The 18,538-nt window shown below is 72.9% G+C and carries 14 protein-coding genes, 2 tRNA genes and 1 pseudogene; 11 read left to right on the forward strand and 6 right to left on the reverse strand.

Features of this window, described 5'->3' with window-relative positions; all coding sequences use genetic code 11:
- Positions 1–162 precede the first annotated feature (162 nt).
- The 3 genes from WMF33_RS12320 (at position 163) to WMF33_RS12330 (ending at position 4,194) form a co-directional block, all read left to right on the forward strand.
- Positions 163–1,020 (forward strand): hypothetical protein, encoded by an 858-nt coding sequence (locus tag WMF33_RS12320; RefSeq protein WP_437337308.1) that lies wholly within the window; start codon positions 163–165, stop codon positions 1,018–1,020.
- Between the two features lie 157 nt (positions 1,021–1,177).
- Complete coding sequence (locus WMF33_RS12325; protein WP_437337309.1) at positions 1,178–2,659, forward strand: M16 family metallopeptidase; 1,482 nt, start codon at positions 1,178–1,180, stop codon at positions 2,657–2,659.
- Positions 2,656–4,194: a M16 family metallopeptidase gene (locus WMF33_RS12330; RefSeq protein WP_437337310.1), complete on the forward strand. Its 1,539-nt coding sequence runs from the start codon at positions 2,656–2,658 to the stop codon at positions 4,192–4,194. The genes WMF33_RS12325 and WMF33_RS12330 overlap by 4 nt, the downstream gene beginning before the upstream one ends.
- A gap of 256 nt (positions 4,195–4,450) precedes the next feature.
- On the opposite strand, the gene WMF33_RS12335 is transcribed toward WMF33_RS12330, so the two are convergent.
- The 3 genes from WMF33_RS12335 to WMF33_RS12345 form a co-directional block, all read right to left on the reverse strand.
- Positions 4,451–5,083: a hypothetical protein gene (locus WMF33_RS12335; RefSeq protein ID WP_437337311.1), complete on the reverse strand. Its 633-nt coding sequence runs from the start codon at positions 5,081–5,083 to the stop codon at positions 4,451–4,453.
- A 45-nt stretch (positions 5,084–5,128) separates the two neighbouring features.
- A complete protein-coding gene (locus WMF33_RS12340; RefSeq protein ID WP_437337312.1) occupies positions 5,129–6,634 on the reverse strand; it encodes a DUF6600 domain-containing protein in 1,506 nt (501 codons plus the stop codon).
- Between the two features lie 277 nt (positions 6,635–6,911).
- Complete coding sequence (locus tag WMF33_RS12345; RefSeq protein WP_437337313.1) at positions 6,912–10,517, reverse strand: Npt1/Npt2 family nucleotide transporter; 3,606 nt, start codon at positions 10,515–10,517, stop codon at positions 6,912–6,914.
- Positions 10,518–10,869: 352 nt separating this feature from the next.
- Here WMF33_RS12345 and WMF33_RS12350 point away from each other — a divergent pair, with 352 nt between their 5' ends.
- Positions 10,870–12,069, forward strand: a complete 1,200-nt coding sequence (locus tag WMF33_RS12350) for a hypothetical protein (RefSeq protein WP_437337314.1) — start codon at positions 10,870–10,872, stop codon at positions 12,067–12,069.
- A complete protein-coding gene (locus tag WMF33_RS12355) occupies positions 12,066–12,854 on the forward strand; it encodes an MXAN_2562 family outer membrane beta-barrel protein (protein WP_437337315.1) in 789 nt (262 codons plus the stop codon). The genes WMF33_RS12350 and WMF33_RS12355 overlap by 4 nt, the downstream gene beginning before the upstream one ends.
- 166 nt (positions 12,855–13,020) lie before the next feature.
- Here WMF33_RS12355 and WMF33_RS12360 read toward each other — a convergent pair whose 3' ends face one another.
- Both WMF33_RS12360 and WMF33_RS12365 read right to left on the reverse strand, forming a co-directional pair.
- Entirely contained in the window at positions 13,021–13,590 is a 570-nt protein-coding gene (locus WMF33_RS12360) for a serine protease (protein ID WP_437337316.1), read from the reverse strand.
- 165 nt (positions 13,591–13,755) lie between these two features.
- Positions 13,756–13,829 (reverse strand) — tRNA-Pro (locus tag WMF33_RS12365).
- A gap of 153 nt (positions 13,830–13,982) precedes the next feature.
- Here WMF33_RS12365 and WMF33_RS12370 point away from each other — a divergent pair.
- The 5 genes from WMF33_RS12370 (at position 13,983) to WMF33_RS12390 (ending at position 16,635) form a co-directional block, all read left to right on the forward strand.
- The gene (locus WMF33_RS12370) at positions 13,983–14,411 is read left to right on the forward strand and encodes a VOC family protein (protein WP_437337317.1); all 429 of its coding nucleotides are present in this window, start codon (positions 13,983–13,985) and stop codon (positions 14,409–14,411) included.
- 320 nt (positions 14,412–14,731) lie between these two features.
- Entirely contained in the window at positions 14,732–15,667 is a 936-nt protein-coding gene (locus WMF33_RS12375) for a hypothetical protein (protein ID WP_437337318.1), read from the forward strand.
- 166 nt (positions 15,668–15,833) lie between these two features.
- Positions 15,834–15,906: transfer RNA gene (locus WMF33_RS12380), tRNA-Arg, on the forward strand.
- A 199-nt stretch (positions 15,907–16,105) separates the two neighbouring features.
- Entirely contained in the window at positions 16,106–16,336 is a 231-nt protein-coding gene (locus WMF33_RS12385; protein ID WP_437337319.1) for an addiction module protein, read from the forward strand.
- Entirely contained in the window at positions 16,333–16,635 is a 303-nt protein-coding gene (locus WMF33_RS12390) for a type II toxin-antitoxin system RelE/ParE family toxin (RefSeq protein WP_437337320.1), read from the forward strand. The genes WMF33_RS12385 and WMF33_RS12390 overlap by 4 nt, the downstream gene beginning before the upstream one ends.
- A 703-nt stretch (positions 16,636–17,338) precedes the next feature.
- On the opposite strand, the gene WMF33_RS12395 is transcribed toward WMF33_RS12390, so the two are convergent.
- Positions 17,339–17,803 carry an RICIN domain-containing protein gene (locus tag WMF33_RS12395; RefSeq protein ID WP_437339474.1) on the reverse strand — a complete coding sequence of 155 codons (465 nt, stop codon included), beginning with the start codon at positions 17,801–17,803 and terminating at the stop codon, positions 17,339–17,341.
- A 193-nt stretch (positions 17,804–17,996) separates the two neighbouring features.
- Here WMF33_RS12395 and WMF33_RS12400 point away from each other — a divergent pair.
- Positions 17,997–18,212 (forward strand): annotated as a pseudogene (locus tag WMF33_RS12400) (transposase domain-containing protein); the annotation flags it as partial.
- Positions 18,213–18,538 lie beyond the last annotated feature (326 nt).

Raw genomic sequence — 18,538 nt, forward strand, 5'->3', positions numbered from 1 at the left:
CCATCAGGACATCCCACCGCCACCTCTCCCCTCCGGCGCCCTCCCACGCGCGTCCAGATCGTGCGTCGACTCTGGACACCCCTGCGAGCGAGCTCATCTTTGCCGCTCCGCGCCGCGGCCGCAGGGCCGCGGACCGCAGGAGGAGGGGGTCGAGCAATCGTCATGGCAAAGAAGCGGAAGGATTACGATCGCTGGGTCAAGGCCGCCGCCGAGCAGGCGCGGACCGACAACCCGCTGAGCCTGCCGTACGACGTCGCCGTGCGCGAGGCGGTCGCCGCCGCGGCGTTCGTGAAGAAGTACTGGGAGCCCGACGGCGAGCGCCCGGGCCTCAAGCGCGTCAAGAGCCGCCTGCCCGCTTCGAGCAGCGAGGAGCTGCTCTCCATCGTCCACGCCGTGCAGGAGGCGCAGATGCGGCTGCTCCTCATCATCGACCCCGCAGTGACCGACCTGGGAGAGCGCGCCCGGTTCTTGGTCGATGAGCTCGAGTCGGCGCTCGAGTTCCTGCTCGACGACGACGTCGACGAGCCCGCCGACGCGCAGCTCGCGCGCCTCAAGGCGTTCCACGCGCAGGACGGCCAGCGCTCCAGCGCCCTCTCCCAGGCGCTCCGCGATTACGCGGAGCTCGCGGAGTCGCTCGAGGACCGCCTGGTCGAGGCCGACGAGGAGTTCGACGTCCGCCTCATCGCCGAGGCCCGGAAGCTCGCGGAAGACCTGCAACGGCGAACGCTGGAGGCGATCCCCGAACGCGCCACCTCGGCCGCCGCGACCACGATCCGCAATCAGCTCCTGCACCTCATGCTCGAGCGCGTCGGCGCCATCCGGAAGACGGCGGCGCACGTCTTCCGCCGCCATCCGGAGATCGTCCGCGAGGTCACGAGCGCCTACGAGCGGCGCCGCCGCGCTGCATCGCGGCGGGAGAAGGCCCGCAAGGCCGCGGAGAGCAAGCCGGTCGAAAACCGGCAGGGGGCGGTGCCTCCACCCGCAGCGCCCGCGAGCCCGGCCGGCGCCCCGCCTTCGTGAGCCCGGCTGTCCCGCGCCCGCGCCGCGCTTTCCTTCCGCTTCCGCCGTGCGTCCGTTTTCCGTGACAACTTGACAACGGCGCCCTCGCCGGCTGCATCTCGCCCTCGATGCTCCCGGCCGCTTGCGTCCCGCCTGGGACCGGCGCAACCCTCGGCCCATGCAGACCCGCGCGCGTCACCCGCCGCTCCCGCGCTCCACGGGGCCGATCCTGGCCGCCGTGGCCGCCGCCTTCTCTCTCTCCGGGCCGAAGGCCGCCCCGGCCGCGCCGCCCGAGGCCGCCGCTCCGAAGCCCGCGCCGGGAGCGCCGACCGCCGCCTCGCCCCCGCCCAAGCTCGACGTCCCCTTCACCAAGTACGCCCTCAAGAACGGCCTCACCGTGATCCTGCACGAGGATCACGCGCTGCCGATGGTCGCCCTGAACCTCATGGTCAAGGTCGGCTCGCGGTTCGAGGAGCCGGGGCGCACCGGCTTCGCGCACCTGTTCGAGCACCTCATGTTCATGGGGACCCGCCGCGTCCCCACGAAGCAGTTCGACGCGTGGATGGAGGCCGAAGGCGGCTGGAACAACGCGTGGACCAGCGAGGACCGCACCGACTACCACGAGGTCGCGCCGGCCCACGCGCTGCCGCTCCTGCTCTGGCTCGAGGCCGACCGGTTCGCGTCGCTCGCCGACAGCATGGACACCGCGAAGCTCAACACGCAGCGCGACGTCGTGAGGAACGAGCGCCGCCAGACCAGCGAGAACGAGCCCTACGGCAAGGTCGAGCTCCTCCTGCCCTCGCTGATGTACCCGAAAGGGCACCCCTACCATCACCCGGTGATCGGCTCGCACGAGGACCTCCAGGCCGCGACGGTCGACGACGTGACCGCGTTCTTCCGGCGGTGGTACGTGCCGAACAACGTCTCCCTGGTCGTGGCGGGCGACTTCGAGCCGCAGAAGGCGCGCGACACCATCGAGCGGTACTTCGGCGGCATCCCGGGGCGGCCGGTCCCCGCGGCGACCGCGCCGCCGCCGGTGAAGCTGAGCGGCGTCGTGCGCCAGACGATCGAGGACAACGTGAACCTCCCCAAGGTGGTCATGACCTGGCACAGCCCCGCGCGCTTCGCGCCGGGCGACGCCGAGCTCGATCTGCTCGCCACGGCGCTCGAGCAGGGCAAGGCGAGCCGCCTGTACAAGGCCCTCGTCTACGACAAGGCGCTCGCCCAGGAGGTGAGCGCCCTGCAGAGCTCCGGCGATCTCGGCTCGACGTTCACCGTCGAGGCGATCGCGCGGCCGGGCGTGCCGCTCGAGAAGCTCGAGGCCGCCATCGACGCCGAGCTCGCCCGCGTGCGCGACGAGAGCCTGAGCCGCGAGGAGCTCGACCGGGCCAAGAACCAGTACGAGACCGCCTTCGTGACGGCGCTCGAGTCGGTCGCCGGCCGGGCCTCGATGCTCAACCGGTACGAGACGTGGACGGGCCAGCCAGGGTTCGTGGAGCAGGATCTGAAGCGCTACCGCGACGCGACCGCGGCGTCGCTGCAGGCCGTCGCGAAGAGCACGCTGGACCCGAACGCGCGCGTGATCCTGCGGGTCGTGCCGAAGGGCAGCGACGAGGCGAAGAAGGGCAGCGACGAGACGAAGAAGGCGGTGACGAAATGAGAGCGAGGAACGCAGGCGCCCTGATCGCGCTGCTCGCCGCGGCCGTCGGCTGCGAGCCGAAGGCGCCGGCGCAGTCCCCGGCACGGGCGGAGGCGCCGCAGAAGGCGCCCCCGGCCGCGGCCGCCCAGCCCGCGGACCCGCTCGGGCCCAAGCCGGAGCTGCCCAAACCGCAGCCGTTCACGCCGCCCGCGCCCGTGGTGCTCGACGGGCCGAACGGCATCAAGGTGTGGCTCCTCGAGCGCCACACGCTGCCGATCGTGGCGGTGTCCGTCGCCGTCGCGTCGGGGTCGGCGGACGATCCGAAGGGCGCCGCGGGCCTCGCCCACATCACGGCCGACATGCTCGACGAGGGCGCGGGGCAGCGCAGCGCGGTGGAGCTGTCCAGCGCTATCAACGATCTCGGCGCGACGCTCTCGGTCGGGGCGCGCGCCGACGGCAGCGTCGCGACGCTCTCCGTGCTCAAGAAGAACTTCGACAAGGCGTTCTCGCTCCTCGCCGACGTCGTCGCGCGCCCGCGCTTCGAGGCGAAGGAGTGGAAGCGCGTCAGCGAGCTCTGGCAGAACGACCTCCGCAAGCGCGGCGACGACCCGACGCGGGTCTCGGCGCTGGTCTCGACCGCCGCGCTCTACGGGCCGGGCACGCCGTACGGGCACCCCGTCGAGGGACTGCTCGCGGACGCCAAGTCGATCGGGCTCCCGGCCGTCAAGGCGTTCTACAAGGCGGCGTGGCGCCCCGATCGCGCGGTGATCTCCGTGGTCGGCGACATCACCCGGGACGAGGTGATGCAGGCGATCGCGCGCGACCTCGGGGCCTGGTCCGGCAAGGGCGCGCCGGCGGGCGCCGCGCCGGCCGACAAGGGCGCGCCGGCCGCGGCCCCGGCCTGGAAGCCGCCGCGCCTCGTGCTCGTCGACCGCCCGGGGGCGCCGCAGTCGGTGATCGCGGTCGTGCGGGAGGGGGTCGCCGCGAGCGATCCGCGGCGGCCGCTGCTGCAGCTGGTCAACACCGCGCTCGGCGGCTCGTTCACGTCGCGCCTTAACCAGAACCTGCGCGAGGATCACGGCTGGTCCTACGGGGCGGCGTCGGCGTTCAGCGAGACGAAGCGGCCGGGCGCCTTCGTCGCGCGGGCGTCCGTGGTCGCCGAGGCGACCGGACCTGCCCTGAAGGAGATGCTCGCCGAGCTTGCCAAGATGGCAGATTCCGGGCTGACCCGGGACGAGCTGGCGAAGGTGCAGGCGCAGGACCGGGCGGACCTCGTCTCCGCCTACGAGACGGTGAACCGCACCGCGCTGCGCCTCGGGACGCTGGCGAGGCTCTCGTTGCCGGAGACGTTCGACGGCGCCGCGAGCCAGGCGCGGCAGCAGGCGACGCTCGCCGGCCTCGCGGAGCTGGCGAGGGCGGTGGATCCGAAGGGGGCGACCCTCGTGATCGTGGGCCCGCGGCAGGAGATCCTGCCGCAGCTCCAGGCGATCGGCCTCGGCGAGCCGGAGGCGTGGGACGTCGAGGGGCAGCCGATCCAGCCGAAGAAGACGCCCTGACCGGCCCGCGTCCCCGCTGCCCGTGCTCCTCCCGCCGCGCGGTGAGTCGTCTCTCGTCCCCGTCTTCCGTCTTCCGTCTCTCGTGCTCGTCTGCGTGCGCGTGGGCGTGCGCGATTCCCCGGAGTCAGCGCGCACGCGCACGCAGACGAGCACGGAGACGAGAGACGAGAGACGGGGACGAGAGACGAACCACGGAAGACGCCTGCACTGAACCCGAGCGAAGGCCGCTCCAGGCGCGAGGTCGGCCCCCGCGCCCTCAGGGCGTGGTCGGCTCGAAATCGATCGGGTTCGTCGGCGCGCCCTCATGCAGGACGCCGTCGCCGAACCAGTACACGTAGCGAGGCTCCTGGACACCGTCGAGGTACGCCTCCAGCCGGACGATGGCGCCCTCGGTCGTGGTGATCGTCATCGCGTCGATGTCCGAGCCGGTCTCGGCGTGGAGGTACGCGATGCCGTCGTCGGCGAGGCGCGTCGCGTCCGACTTCTCGAGGTCGGTGCCCACGATGTCGAACAGCTCGGACGACGTGTCCACCGAGGCGTAGAGGTCGAAGCTGCAGACGACCTTGGAGCTGTTGGTGTCGCAGGTCGTCCAGAGCCGCCACGTCCCGCCGGCCGCGTACTCGACGAAGATGCCGACCCCCTCGCCCGGCTCGCTGCTCAGGGCGGCGTCCGTGTCGATGGCGACGAGCATCGGCTCATCCGCGGGCGGCGGAGGCTCGTTGTGGTCGTCGTCGTCCTCCCAGCCGTCCCCATCGTCGTGCTGGTGGCCCGCGTGGTGGTCGTCCTCGTCGACGATGATGCAGCCGGACGAAGCGAGGGGCGCGGCGACGAGAAGGAACGACCACAGCCCCAGTGAACGAAGCTTCACGAAGTCAGCGGAAAACGTCATCGCATCTGCTCCTGCCCGTGGGCGTCGCAAGACGTGGACCAATCGCTACCTCGACCGCGGACGAGCCGGCGGCGCCGGCGCCGCCCGCCCCGGAGCCGGGCCCGACGGGATGTGGATCCTGGGGCGCGGGGCCGGCGGCGCGCTCGGGAGGGCGCGCGGCCTCGCGACCGGCGCGCTCAGCTGCGGCGCCGGCGCCGGCGCCGACCGCTGCGGGAGGGCGCGCGGCGCGGACGGCGCGGCGTCGACGCGCGGCGCTGGCGGAGCGGTGACGACGCGCGGCGAGGGGGCGACGCGCGGCGACGGGAGCGCCCGCGGCGGCGGGGCCGGCGCAGCCGACGGGGGCGCGACGGTCGCCCTCGAGGCGCGGTGCGGCGCGTCCGCGCCAGAGAAGCCCCGCCCCGGAAGGCCGGGCCTGGCGACGGAGGCCGGCGCGTCGTCGTGCGACCTCGGCGTGCGCAGCGACGGCGCCGCCCGCCGAGCGCCCGCCGGCGCCGGGGGCGCCGAGATGCGACGCGACGACGGGGGCGCGAGCCGCGCGCTCGGCGTCGTGCTCTTGCGCGCATACGCGAGGGCGCGGGGATCCGCCTTGCCGCGGACCTTCGGCGCAGCCGACGAGGGGACGCGGGCCTCGGCGAGCGAGGGCGATGCGGGGCGGTAGCTGCCAGGACGGATGCCGTGGGACGGGCTGGAGTGCCCCGCCCCCCGCCTGCCGTCCGGGCGGACCTCGTCGCGCCCGGTCCGGCTCACGGTCGGCCGCGCCGGCCTGTAGGGGTGCGAATGCGCCGCGATGCGCCGGACGACCTCGCGATCCCGGACGACGTGCCGGTGGACGTGGTGGTGGAACACGTAGGTCGTCGGGCAGAAGACGTACGCCGCCGGGGGCACCGTCCACAGCGACACCGCGACGCCGCTGCTCCAGTAATAGGTGGGCGGCATCGGGGCCCAGCCGATGTAGCCGTCGTCGCCGACGCGCCAGACCACCCACGCCGGGGCGTAGGCGCGCCCCGGGATCCAGGCCCAGCCGTGGACGGGGAGCCAGACCCAGCGGCCGTAGTGGAAGGGGATGTGACCCCACTCGTAATCGCTGACCCACAGCCATTCGCCGTCGTCGGTCAGCTCCCAGCGGCCCGCGGTCTGGTAGGGCGCGAAGCCCGGGCCGACCACGACCGCGGAAGGCACCCAGACCCGGCCGTAGCTCGCGTCGTCGATCCAGGTGCCGTACGCGGCGAGCGGCTCCTGGAACTCGACCAGGGCGCTCGGGTCGGTGTCCTCGTAGTCGTCCACCGCGATCTCGGCGCTCACGCCGACCTCGGCCTGGACCGGCTGGGTCTCGGCGGGCCGTGAAGCCGCGGTCTCACCGGCGGCGGAAGGCTCGTCGGTCGTGTAGCCCTGCGGCAGGCCCTGGGCGGCGGCGCTCGATGGCGCGGCGACGAGCGCGGCGAGCAGCGGCAGCGCGCCCGCGAGCCGGCGGAACCGGGCCCTGGTGATGCCCGACGCCGCAGGCGCAGGGCGCTTCGGGGGAGCGGACGGGGGGAGAGGCATCGGGTGCATGATGGGTCCTTCTCGAGGGGGATGCCAGGAAGAGGTCGGGCTGGCCTCGGGCGTCCTCGGGTCTCTTCAGACGTCCTCGCGCGCCGGATCAGTCACCGCGCGTTCACCGCGCTTTGCAAGCTCCGTTCCGGAGCTCGCCCGGAGCTCGGGGCGCCGCTCCGCCGGGCCACGCGTCGCGTCGCGGCGCGCGCCGTCGACCGTCGAGCCCGCGTCGCCCGCGTCGCGGCGCGCGCCGTCGCGCATCGCGGCGCGCCGTCGCGCATCGCGGCCCCTTGCCTCAATCGAGGTCGCTGTCGTCGAGCGCCGGCGCCTCCTCGTCCGACGGCGGCGGCGCTCGCGAGGGCGGCGGCGGCGGCGCTCGCGAGGGCAGCTGCGGCGGCTTCGGCAGGAGCGACAGCCGCGCGTGCGCGTCGGCCAGCTTGCGATCGGCCTCCCGCAGGCGCCGGTTCAGCACCCGGATCACGGCGTCGGCGATCTCGGCCGTCTCCCGCACCGCCTCGTGGAAGTCCTCCGCGGAGACCCGGAGCAGCTCCGCGTCCTCGGTGACCACGGCGGTCGAGCCCCGCGGCTCGCTGTCGAACAACGACATCTCGCCGAAGACGTCGTTCGCGCCGAGCCGCGCGACCTCGCGGCCGTCCAGGGTGAGGCTCACCTCGCCCGAGATGATCGAGTAGAGCGCGCCGCCCGGCTCGCCCTGGCGGAAGATGACGTCGCCCCGGGCCAGCGAGACCACGAGCGAGCCGCGCGCCAGCGCCACGAGATCGTCGCCGGCCACGCGCGAGAACAGCGGGACACGCTGGAGGAACAGGACCTTCTCGATGGTGGTGTACATCTCGTCCTCGGGCTCGATGCCGGTGCCGCCGGTGACCGCCCAGTATCGTGCGTAACGGGCCACCGCGGGATCCTCATCGGCCCGCAGCTCGGCGAGGCGCTCGGCGGCGCCGGGCGGCGCCGTGACCGCGATCGCGATGGCGGCGGCCTCGCGGACGAGCGGGTCGGGATCCCAGGTCGCGGCGAGCGCGTCCGCGGCCGCGCCGGCGATGGCGCGCCGCGCGACGGCGTCGAGCGCGAGCGCGGCGCTGTAGGGCTCGCCGCGAACGAGCTCGCGGCGGATCCAGGCGACGGCGGCGGCCTCGGGCGGCATGGGCTTCCGGGGGAACTCGGCCGAGAGCGCGAGCAGGCGCTCGACGAGGGAGACGAGGCGCTCGCGCAGCGGCCGGTCGAGGAGCGACTCCAGCACCTCGAACGCGTTGGCCCGCAGCGCCGGATCGAGGCCGAAGACGTGGGTGCGCACCAGGGCGACGACCTCGCGCGGGTAGGCGAGCTCGCACAGCCGGAGCACCCGGATGATCCCCTTCCGCAGCCGGCGGAGCAGGTGCTGATCGAGCAGCGGGCCCGCGACGCGGGGGCGCGCCGCGATGTACGCCTCGCGCGTGCGGACGTGCTCGACCGTCTCGTCGTCGATGCAGGCGCGGATGCGCCGGAGGGGGGCCGGCGGCGCGTGCAGCGCGAGGCGCAGGCGCGAGGCCGACGCGAGCACCTTCTGGCGGAGGGCCTCGTTCGGGTGGTCGATCTGGGCGAGCAGCGCGTCGAGGGCGCCGTGGCTGGAGAGCCGCGCGAGCACCCGCGGGAGCGCGAGCCGCGCGGCGCGCGGGGTGCCATCGTCGTCGAGGCGCGCCGCGAGCTCGGGGATGGCGGCGTCGCCGAGCGCCTCGATGGCCCGGGCCGCGGCCGACGCGAGGGCGCGCTCGGCGAGGGCGTCGGCGAGCAGGGGGAGCAGGCGCGGATCGGCGACGCTCGACGAGGAGCGCACGGCCTCGCGGCGCACCGCGGGGTCGGGGTCGCCGATGAGCCGCGCGAGCGCGCGCTGGAGCGACGCGTGACCGACCATGCCGAGGATGCGGGCGGCGGCGACGCGGTCGCGCGGGGAGGAGCTCTCGAGCAGCGCGCGCAGCCGCGGCGCGCCCTCGAGCATGCCGTCGAGGCCGCAGTAGCGCAGGAGCGCGGCGATCGCGGCGGCCCGGAGCTCGTCGTCGCCGGGCGCGCCGGCGGGGGCGCCGCGGGGCGCGTCGCTCTCCCGCGCGAGCGCGAGCAGCTCGTCGTGGGCGTCCTCCCGCAAGAGCGCCGCGAGGGCGTCGACCGCGGCGACGCGGACCGCGGTGTTCCGGTCGCGGATCGCCGCGCGCGCGATCTCGGCGCCCTCTTCGTGATCGAGCTCCGCCGCGAGGCGCACCGCGAGCGCGCGCACCCTGGCCGAGCCGTGGCGCGCGAGCGCGGGCACGGCCTCGCGCACGAGGGCGGGGTCGAGCTGGCGCAGCTGATCGACGGCGAAGAGCACCTGCGTCATGGCGCGGCTGTAGAGCGCCTCCGTGAGGATCGCGCGCGTCTGCGGGCCGTAGACGACGCTGTCCGGCTCGATTTGGCGGCGCATCAAGGTCCGGCGCATGGCGTCGAAGTAGCCGCGCCGCACGAGCGGGATGAGGGCGATGGTGGCGACGCAGAGCGGGAGGCAGTAGAGGCCGATGCGCGCGGCCTCCTCGACGAGCGCGGGGCCGGTGGCGGCGGTGGGCGCGAGGGCGAGCAGGAGCAGCGCGCCGAGGCCGTAGCCGAGGGGCTTGGCGATCGCGGAGACGAGCGTCCGCACCCGCTCCCGGAGCGCCGGCGGGAACGGGAAGAAGAGCAGCTGCATCGTCGCGTCGTAGATCGTGAACTGGAGCGCGTTGTCGCTCAGCTTCATGATGGAGGCGAAGGCGAGCGAGGGGATCGCGACCAGCGCGGCGGTGCTGGCGGTGAACGCGGCCGGCATGGCGAGCAGCCCGCCGAGCACGCCGTGGCGGCGGAGGACCGCCGGCGTCGCGCCGAGCTGCACGAGCAGGCCGATCACGCCGACGGCGCCGTAGAGGTGCGCCATGAACCGGGCGAGATCGTCGCGGTCGGGGTAGGCGGTGAGGGCGATCGCCTTGAACTGGTAGTCGCCGACCGTGAGCACGGTGAAGAGGAGGAGCGTCAGGAGCGCGATGGTGAGGGCGTAGCGCGATCGCCACACTTCCATGCGGGGGAGGCGGGCCTGGATGCGCTCCTCGTCGCCGGACGGGGGCCGCTCCAGCGGGTGCCGCCGCGCGAGCGCCGTGGTGAGCGAGGCCATGGCGAGCAGGGCGGCGATGAGCACGAACAGCAGGTTCTCGGTGCCGATCCACGTCACGACGAGGCCGGTCCCGAAGCCGCAGGCGACGGTGCCGACGACGCGGCCGCTGCCGATCAGGCCGAAGAGGCGCTTGGCGCTGCGCGCGTCGTGCAGGTCCTGGGCGACGGCCCAGACGAGGACGGCGGTGAAGTTCGCGATGATCTCGGACCAGATGTAGAAGACGAGGATCGCGGCGCGCACCTCCTGGCCGATGAGCACGCGCAGGAGCGCGAACGTGATCGCGCCGAACAGGGCGAAGGCGACGCACAGGCGGGCGCGCGGCAGGCGGCGGGCGACGCGGTCGTAGGCGAGCGCCGCGACCGCGGAGGCGGCGCCGTACACGATCCACATCGGCGCGATCCAGGTGACGGGGAACCTGGTGAGGAAGAGCGCGTCGCGCGCCGAGCGGCCGACCACGAAGATGAGGGCGGCGAGGAAGAGCAGGCAGAAGAGCAGCGCGCTCCGGTGCAGCTCGACGCGGGTGAGGGTGACGCCGAGGACGGCGGTGTCGGTGCTCGGCGGCACGCCGCTCGGCGGCAGCCGGCTGGGCCGGCTCGACGTCGGGCGCACGGACGGGGCGGACCCGGGCGCAGGCGCGCCGTCCGGGCGCGCGCTCGGCTGCCCGGAGCGCTGCGGCTCCGGAGCGGCCGCGCGCCCCTTCGCGCTCGGCTCCGCGGGAGCTGCGTCGGTCGGGTCCACCCGGCCCAGGCTAGCCGAGCTCTCTCGAAGAGCGCGTGTTTCGGGCCACGCGGCGCGTCCAGCGTCGCGGCGCGGCGCGCCGGCCCGCTCGCCCCCGCGCGCCGCGGCGCCGCTGCCAACTTGTCAGGAACGGACCGCGAGGGTGGCCACCTCGTCATTTCGCGCGTCGCCGACGTGGGCATCGAGGCGCCCTTCGGCGGGGGCGGTCGAAGGGGCCTCGGTGCTTCCGAGCGCGGCGGACGCGGGGTTCGGACGGGGCTCCGACTGGGGCAGAGGCGCCGTTTCCCTGCTGCGCGGAGGGCTGTGCGAGGCATTTGCGGCGTGGTACGAGCTGTGCTGAAAGGACCCGCCCATGGACAGGACAAGGACTCTCGTGCGGCTCCGGCCGCGAGGGCGGCGGCACCTCGCCCGGATGTGCGCGGCGGCGCTCGCGGCGGCGGCGCTCGCCGGAGGCGCGCGCCGGGCCGATGCGACGGTGACCATCAGCACCGACGTGGATCGCACCGGGGACAGGCGCCAGGACGCGCAGAACCCGCTCTGGATCAGCCGCGAGGACTGCCTGACGGACAACGATCTGCGCTTCACGGTCACGCTGAGCGACTTCTCGACCAGTCAGACGCTCGAGGTCTGGGTCAGCGAGTCGCAGGACTGCACTTTGTACTCGAACCGCGACACGGGCACGCGGTGCCGGCGGGTCACGACCGCGTCCCCCCTGGACGACACGATGGAGATCGAGCTGTCGTCCAAGGAGATCGCGGCGGCCCTCGGCGCCGAGGAGTGCGAGGGCACGCGGTCCAGCACCGGCGCGGTGTCGGTCACCATGTACTTCATGCGGCTCGAGTCCCTGGACCAGGACGGGCCGGATCACGCGAAGTGGGAGAGCACCAAGCTGGATCTCCAGGGCCCGAAGCCGCCGACGGAGGTCGAGGCGCACCCCGGCGATGGTCGTCTCCTCGTCGACTTCAAGCAGAACGAGGATGAGGACGTGGAGGGGTACTATCTCTACTGCGACGGAGGGGGGCAGTCCTCGCCCGGCGCGGGCGGGGCGGGGGCCGGCGGAGGCGACGACGGCGCGGGGGAGGCCGGCGGCGCGGGGGCGGCCGGCGGCGGAAGCGGGGGTGGAGCGACGGGAGACGGCAGCTCCGGATGCGGGGCGTCGCGCCTGGTCCCCGGGGAGGTCCCGGACACCGCGTTGCGGTGCGGCAAGGTGGGGAAGGCCAACCGTGGCGAGGCGGCGAAGTTCGAGGACGGCGCGGCGATCGCCAACGGCACGTCGTATGTCGTCGGCGTCGCGGCCTATGACCTCGTGGGCAATGCCGGCCCGCTGTCGGAGCTGTCCTGCGCGACGCCGGTCGAGGTCGACGGGTTCTTCGAGAAGTACCGGGAGGCCGGCGGGCAGGCCGGCGGCGGGTTCTGCAGCGTCGGGGGGCCGGTCGGGGCCGGCCGGTGGGTGTCGGGGCCGCTCGGCGTGGTCGCGGCTGGCGCGGCGCTCGGTCTATGGCGCAGGGGCCGCCGCCTTCGCGCGCGTTCCATCAAGCAGGAGAGCCAATGAACCGTCATCTCCGTCATCTTGCTGCGGCGAGCCTCGCCGGCAGCGCGGCGCTCCTCGTCGTCTCCGCGGCCGGCGCGCAGACGGGCCGGAGCGACTGGCGGCAGCACGATCGGGCGAGGATCCTGCGCGAGGAGCGCTATGCCTCGCCGCAGAGCTTCGCGTTCGAGCTCCGCTTCGCCCCGTACTCTCCGGAGGTCGACGAGGAGTTCTCCGGCGCGGGCCCCTACGAGGGGACGTTCGGCGACGGCGCGCAGTTCTATTTCGGCATGGAGCTCGACTGGCTGCCGCTCCGGATCCCGTACGTCGGCGCGATCGGCCCGGGGCTCGGCTGGGGGTACACGTCGACGTCGGCGAAGGCGTTCGAGGCGGGCAGCGACACGAGGGCCGAGGCGGAGGAGACCTCGCTCACCATCATGCCGATGCACGTGTCCGCCGTCCTTCGCGGCGATGAGCTGATGCGCAGGACGGGCGTTCCGATCGTGCCCTACGCGAAGGCGGGGCTCGGCATGGGCCTCTGGTTCACGTCGTCCGGTCCTGGCACGGCGGACGTCGATGGGGTCCGGGGCGAGGGCATCACCTGGGGCACGCACCTCGCGCTCGGCGCGATGCTCGCGCTCAACTGGATGGACCGCCGCGCGTCGTCGCAGCTCGACGAGACGACGGGCATCAACCACACCTACTTCTTCGGCGAGTGGATGTACGCGAACCTCGACGGGCTCGGATCGAGCCCGCAGATGCACGTCGGCACCTCGACGTGGGTCCTGGGTCTGGCCCTCGACATGTGAGACGCCGCGCCCGGCGCTTCCGCGGGGGAGCGCGGCGCCGGGCGCTCGCGTGAAGGGGGCGCGGCGGCAGGCGTTCGCGTGAAGGGAGCGCGGCGCCGGGCGCTCGCGTGAAGGGGGCGCGTGCCGCCGAGCGCCCGTGGGCGGGCGCGCGGCGGTGGGGGCTCGTTCAGGGCGCGCCGTCGTCGAGCGGCGCGGCGCCGTCGTCTTCCTCGATCACCGTCGTTCCCCGGGGCCGGGTCGTGGCCGGGCGGCGCGGGGGGCTGTCGCTCTCGAGGGCCTTGACGGTCTCCGGAGAAGGAGGCCCGAAGATGGGCATCGCGAGCTCGCGCGCGGTGCCCTCGCGCTCGTAGGCGATCTTGAGCTCGCTCGCGCTGGCCAGGGCGCGATAGGCCGCGAACAGGTCGTCCGGGCGCTCGAGCGTCGTGCCGTTCACCTGGGTCACGACGTCGCCGGGCTTGAGCTCGATGGAGCTCCAGTCTGCGGGCAGCGCGAGGATCTTCCAGCCGATGAACGCGCCGGCCCGGATGACCTCCTCGACCGGGACGCGCCGCAGGATCCAGGGCGGGCCTTGCAGCAGCACCCGGTCGACGTCGGCGCGGGCGAGCTGCCCGGCGGGCGCCGCCTGCTTGGCCGGGGCTGCGCTCGCCCCCTGCTTGGCCGGGGCCGCGGCCGGAGCGGCCGCCTGCTGCCCGCCGCACCCCGCGAGGACCGACAAGGAGAGACATGCGCCGAGCATGAGCCTTCCGCGCGTCGACATCGGCGGGACTATGCGCGGGAGACCCGAGGGGGCCAAGTAAGCTGCAGGCGCGACGGGGACGATGAAAGCGGGCGGCGGAGCAGGCGAGCGCTTTGGTAAGCGGCTCGTCGGGATCGCGGCAGGGGACGGGATCGTCGGAGAGGGTCGGGGAGGCGGGATTTGAACCCGCGACAACGAGCACCCAAAGCTCGTGCACTACCGGACTGTGCGACTCCCCGGGCGGAACGTCCGCGAGCGGGACCATAGACGAGGTGTCTTGCCGGGGCAAGCCAGCTCGCTCGGGCGCCCGGGTCTGCGGGGGCGTGGGGCGCGCGGTTTTCGTGCGGTTTTCGTGCGGTTTTTCGGTGCGGCACCGCGGGAAAGGCGCTGAGATGCCGGGCTGCATGGGCGAGACGCTGCCGTCGCTGTCGGTCCATCACCTGGCCGTGGTCGTGCGCGATCTGGAGCGGGCGGAGGCGTTCTATGCGGGCGTCCTCGGGCTGCCGGTGGTGCGGCGCTGGACGGACGAGGCCGGAGCGCCGCGGTCGGTGTGGCTCGGCCTCGGGGGCGGCGCCTTCCTGGCCGTGGAGCGGGCGGCGGCCGCCGGGCCGACGCGCTCGGACGAGGCGCCGGGCTGGCACTGCGTCGCGCTGGGGATCGCCCCGTCCGAACGCGAGGCGTGGCGCCGCCGGCTGGCCGCGGCGGGCGTGGCCGTCGAGCGGGAGAGCGCCTACACGATGTACGCCCGCGATCCCGAGGGGAACCTGGTGGCGCTCAGCCATTACCCGGAGCCTCGGGGGCCGCGGCTGGACGCGGGCTGATCGCGTGCCGGCGGCGTGCCTGTGCGGAACGCGGGGCCGGCGCGCAGGGAGGAGGCGCGGCGCGCGGTCGGCGCGGGGAGCCGAGGGGTCCACGGGCTCACGCGGCGTGCGCGGCGCGGCGCGGGCGGCGCAGGCGGCGCGGCGCGGGCGGCGCCGCGAAGGCAGTGCGCGTCGAGCGCGGGGATGAGAAGATGGAAGGTCGGGCGGCGAGCCAGCCCGCTGGAAGCTGCTCGAGGGCAAGCGCGTCGAAGGGGAACGAACGAGCCGGAGGTTTTTAGATGCCGCGTTCAACGTCCGATTCCGTGTCGCCTGATGGTCCTGTGTCGCTCGTGCTCCCCTTCGGGGCGATGGGGCTCGTGGGCGGCTGGCTCACCGCAGACAGCTTTCATCTCCCGGACCGCTCGGTCCATTACCTGCTCGCGGGCGTGACGCCGGTCGTCGCGGGGCTCCTGGGCCACTACCTGACGAGCCGGATCGGCGGGGTGGGGAGCGCCGGCGCGGCGGCGCCGGGCGCGGTCGCGGGATGGGCGGACGGACCGGGGTGGGCGGACGGACCGGGGCGGTGGACCCGGCGGGGGCCGATCGTGGCGAGCCTGCTCTCGCTGTGGGCCATCGTGGTGGCCGGCGTCGTCAACGGCATGACCGTCGGGCTCGTGCTGGGGCCGGTGGGGATGCTCGTCGGCGCGCCGTTCGGGGCCGTGTTCTCGCTGCCGTTCGTTCCGGCGCTTGCGGTGGTGCTGCTCGCGGCGAACCGCGTCGGGAGGGCGCGCGCAGGCTCGATCGTGGCGCAGGCGGATCGGCGCGCGGTGTGGTCGGCGACGGCGGCGGTGATCGCGGCGGCGGCGCTGGCGGCGCCGGCGCTGTTCGGAAGGCCGGCGGTGCCCGAGGTGGGGCTCGCGGTGGCGGCGGTCGGGCTCGCCGTGGTGGGGGCGCTGTTCGTGATCGACGCCGTGGCGCTGGCGAAGGTGCTGACGCTGCCGCTGCCGCGGAGGCTGATCGGGGCGGAGGAGGCGGGAGAGGGCGGGGCGGGGACCACGGGGATCATGGGGACGGGGGAGAGGGTCGACTTCGGCTTCGGGGACGAGGTGCGGGTCGAGGTGGTGCAGCCGACCCACGCCTACCGCGGGGCGCCGCAGATCGCCCGGGTGGTGCGGGGGAACCGGGAGCGCGCGGTGGGGGCGTTGCGGGCAGGGCTGGCGCGGGGTGGGATCGCGCTGGCGATCGGGGCGGCGCTCTGGGGAGGGCCGTGGGCGTGACCGAGGGGCGGGGAGGCGGGCAGGGGAGGGGAGGACGGCGGACGAGCGGCGGAACGGACGGAGCGGAAGCGGAAGGGCGGACTGAACGAAGAGGCGGCCAGGGATCGGGCTTGATGCACGCGACGAGGTGTGCCAGGGTCCCGCCCCCGTAGTGGCTGATGGCCCTGCCCCCGTAGCTCAGTGGATAGAGCAGCGGTTTCCTAAACCGAAGGTCGCAAGTTCAATTCTTGCCGGGGGTGCTGAAGGATTTCGCGGGGTTAGGTGGCCTCGTCCGAGCCGCCGCCCTCATCCCGGACGGCTGTTACCCCGCTGTTCCCCGGTAAGGGGATCGGACGGTTTCTCCGGATGGCCCTGCCCACGAGCGCCGTGCCCACGAGCGCCCTCGGGTCGGACGTCCCTCCGCTCTGCGCCGCCGCCGCATCTGCTACGCTGCTGGCCATGAGCCTCCCGGCCGAAGAACTCCTCGACCAGGCGATGAAGCTCCCCGAGAGCGAACGGCGTGTCCTTGCCCTGCGGCTCCTGGAAAGCGTGGGTGACGAGTCGCCGGAAGAGGTCGAGCGCGCGTGGGTCGAGGAGGCCCGGAGGCGCCTCGACGACGTCCGGGCAGGGCGCTCTCAGCCCGTCCCCTGGGAGGAGGCTCGGCGCCGCATTTTCGCGCGGCTCAGATGACGCGCCGTCCCGTCGTCCTCGCGAACGAAGCAGAGAGCGAGGCTCGTGACGCGTTCCTCTGGTACGAGGAGCGCGATCCGCGCGTCGCCGATCGCTTCGCGGCTCAGGTGCTCGCAGCCCTCGACCGCATCGCCGAAGCCGCTGAGCAAGGCCCCGAGGTCGAGCTGGGTGTCCGGCGCCTGATTCTCCATCAATTCCCCTACGGGCTGCTCTACTCCGTCGAGCCCGATCGCATCCTCGTACTTGCGGTCATGCACCTCCGCCGCCGGCCCAGGTACTGGCGAGGCCGCGGCCCCTGAGCTGAGCGTCTGGTCCGCGTGCACGCAAAGCAACCGGAGGGCTTCCGACGGGCTCCGGGTTGAATTTCAATTCAGCCGGAGGCTTTCGACAGGCTCCGGGTTGAATTTCAATTCAGCCGGAGGGCTCTCGTCAGGCTCCGGGCTGAATTTCGATTCAGCCGCGGGCTCTCGACAGGCTTCGGGTTGAATTTCAATTCAGCCGGCGGGCTCTCGACAGGCTCCGGGTTGAATTTCAATTCAGCCGGCGGTAGCGCGCGACCTTCACCATCTGATCCAGTGCACTGCTCGTCACGCGGTCAGCTCCTCCTCCAGGAGCCGGCGAAGATCCCGGCCCCGCGCGAACCCCCTCCGCCGCAGAAGCTCCAGGCCGTAAGTGCTCGTAATAATACGGGTCTGGAGCTCCTGGAGCTCATTTCTGGCAGCCGTTCCTGCGCGCCTGCGCGCGATCCACAGCCCACAAGAGAGCTCCAGAAGCTCCAGAAGCTCCCGGAGTAGATAGAAACATAGGTGATTTCAATGGCTTGTAGCCTGGAGCTTCTCCTGGAGCCTTGCGCAGAAGCTCCAGCCGAGCGTGGTGAGCCAGGGGGGGCGCTTCCTACGTGACAAGACCGACTCACTCTGCTCAACGGGCTGCGGCTCCGTGAGCGGTGGCGTGGAGTTCTCAGTAGGTTCCGCGTAGCCGCCCGGGCCTGATGGAATCCGGTTATATACGACCCCATTTCTGATTGGGGCCTCCGTGGCAACTCCCCATCTGGACTGGTGTTCCGTTAGCTGTTCCAGAGTTTGTTACTTCGAGACAGTTGTTGCCGTATCCTTGGATGGTTCCGTCAGGCCGGAGTGTCCATTTCTGATTGGGGCCTCCGTGGCAACTCCATACCTGGACTGGTGTTCCGTTAGCTGTTCCAGAGCTTGCTACTTCGAGATATTTGTCGCCCATTACTCGGATGGTTCCGTCACTATCGAGCCACCATTGTTGGTTCTTTTCTACGAAACGATCCCATATCTCGACTCGTGTTCCGTTGGCTGTTTCAGAATCGGAGTATGGAACTCCGAGGCACCTGTTGCTGCCGTGTCCTCTAAATATGGTCATCATGCCTGAGGCTGAGGCTGAGTTTGTGAATTCTAGATTTGTGAAGATTGCGAGGATCGAGAGAATTATGGCTGTCATTCTGTTCACGGTTGGTGTTCCCGGCAAATCGTTGCGATGAAGCCCTGGTCTGTGTAGGGCACAAACGCCGTTTGGTGTTCGCGGGTGTCGCCGTCAATTCGAGCCGCCTAGGATGGCGGTTCTGTACGCGCCGGCGAGACTTGGTACCCACCTGGAATGGCGCGCGCGGCACGTGCTCCCGGCTGCTCGTCGAGCTCGGGGCGATGAGGGAGCTCAGCGCCTGGCCATCGGCTATACGAGCTTCGGCTCGTGTCGGATGCACGGAGCGAACCCGCTCGCCTGGGCGACGGACGCGATCGGCAGGTTGCAGGAGGGCTGGCCGCGCGAACGGCTCGACGAACTGCTGCCCGACGCGTGGGCGAGCTCGGCGCGCACTGCTCCGATCGCTGGCGACGCCGATGCGATCTGAACAGAACAACGCGGACCCCGTGGCGACGCGGGCGGAGGCCGCCTCGGCGGGCACCGTTCCAGGCCCGCCCGGGGCCGTGGGCCGACGCGGCCCCGCGGTCTCGCCCGAACCGCCGCCCTCATCCCGGACGGCCATTCAGCGGACCCGTCGGGTCAGGTGCTCCGACCGAGAGTGCGCGCGAAGTCACCAATCGCCTCTTCCTGATCGCTATTCTCGATGGCCCCAGGGCGGCAAAGCCTCACGGCGGCGATCGCGTCGACCGGCGTGAGCCCATGCTTGACCAAAGAAGCTGCCGCGACGAGTCCCGTCCTGCCCAGGCCGGCCCA

Origin of the sequence: Sorangium sp. So ce394, from assembly GCF_051474665.1 — a bacterium.
In the GTDB taxonomy this organism is placed as follows: Bacteria; Myxococcota_A; Polyangia; order Polyangiales; family Polyangiaceae; genus Sorangium; species Sorangium cellulosum_D.

Coding starts and splice junctions, on each gene's coding strand:
- WMF33_RS12320 (WP_437337308.1), top strand. CDS start 163: ATGGCAAAGAAGCGGAAGGATTACGATCGCTGGGTCAAGGCCGCCGCC.
- WMF33_RS12325 (WP_437337309.1), top strand. CDS start 1,178: ATGCAGACCCGCGCGCGTCACCCGCCGCTCCCGCGCTCCACGGGGCCG.
- WMF33_RS12330 (WP_437337310.1), top strand. CDS start 2,656: ATGAGAGCGAGGAACGCAGGCGCCCTGATCGCGCTGCTCGCCGCGGCC.
- WMF33_RS12335 (WP_437337311.1), bottom strand. CDS start 5,083: ATGACGTTTTCCGCTGACTTCGTGAAGCTTCGTTCACTGGGGCTGTGG.
- WMF33_RS12340 (WP_437337312.1), bottom strand. CDS start 6,634: ATGCACCCGATGCCTCTCCCCCCGTCCGCTCCCCCGAAGCGCCCTGCG.
- WMF33_RS12350 (WP_437337314.1), top strand. CDS start 10,870: ATGGACAGGACAAGGACTCTCGTGCGGCTCCGGCCGCGAGGGCGGCGG.
- WMF33_RS12355 (WP_437337315.1), top strand. CDS start 12,066: ATGAACCGTCATCTCCGTCATCTTGCTGCGGCGAGCCTCGCCGGCAGC.
- WMF33_RS12360 (WP_437337316.1), bottom strand. CDS start 13,590: ATGCTCGGCGCATGTCTCTCCTTGTCGGTCCTCGCGGGGTGCGGCGGG.
- WMF33_RS12370 (WP_437337317.1), top strand. CDS start 13,983: ATGCCGGGCTGCATGGGCGAGACGCTGCCGTCGCTGTCGGTCCATCAC.
- WMF33_RS12385 (WP_437337319.1), top strand. CDS start 16,106: ATGAGCCTCCCGGCCGAAGAACTCCTCGACCAGGCGATGAAGCTCCCC.
- WMF33_RS12390 (WP_437337320.1), top strand. CDS start 16,333: ATGACGCGCCGTCCCGTCGTCCTCGCGAACGAAGCAGAGAGCGAGGCT.
- WMF33_RS12395 (WP_437339474.1), bottom strand. CDS start 17,803: ATGACAGCCATAATTCTCTCGATCCTCGCAATCTTCACAAATCTAGAA.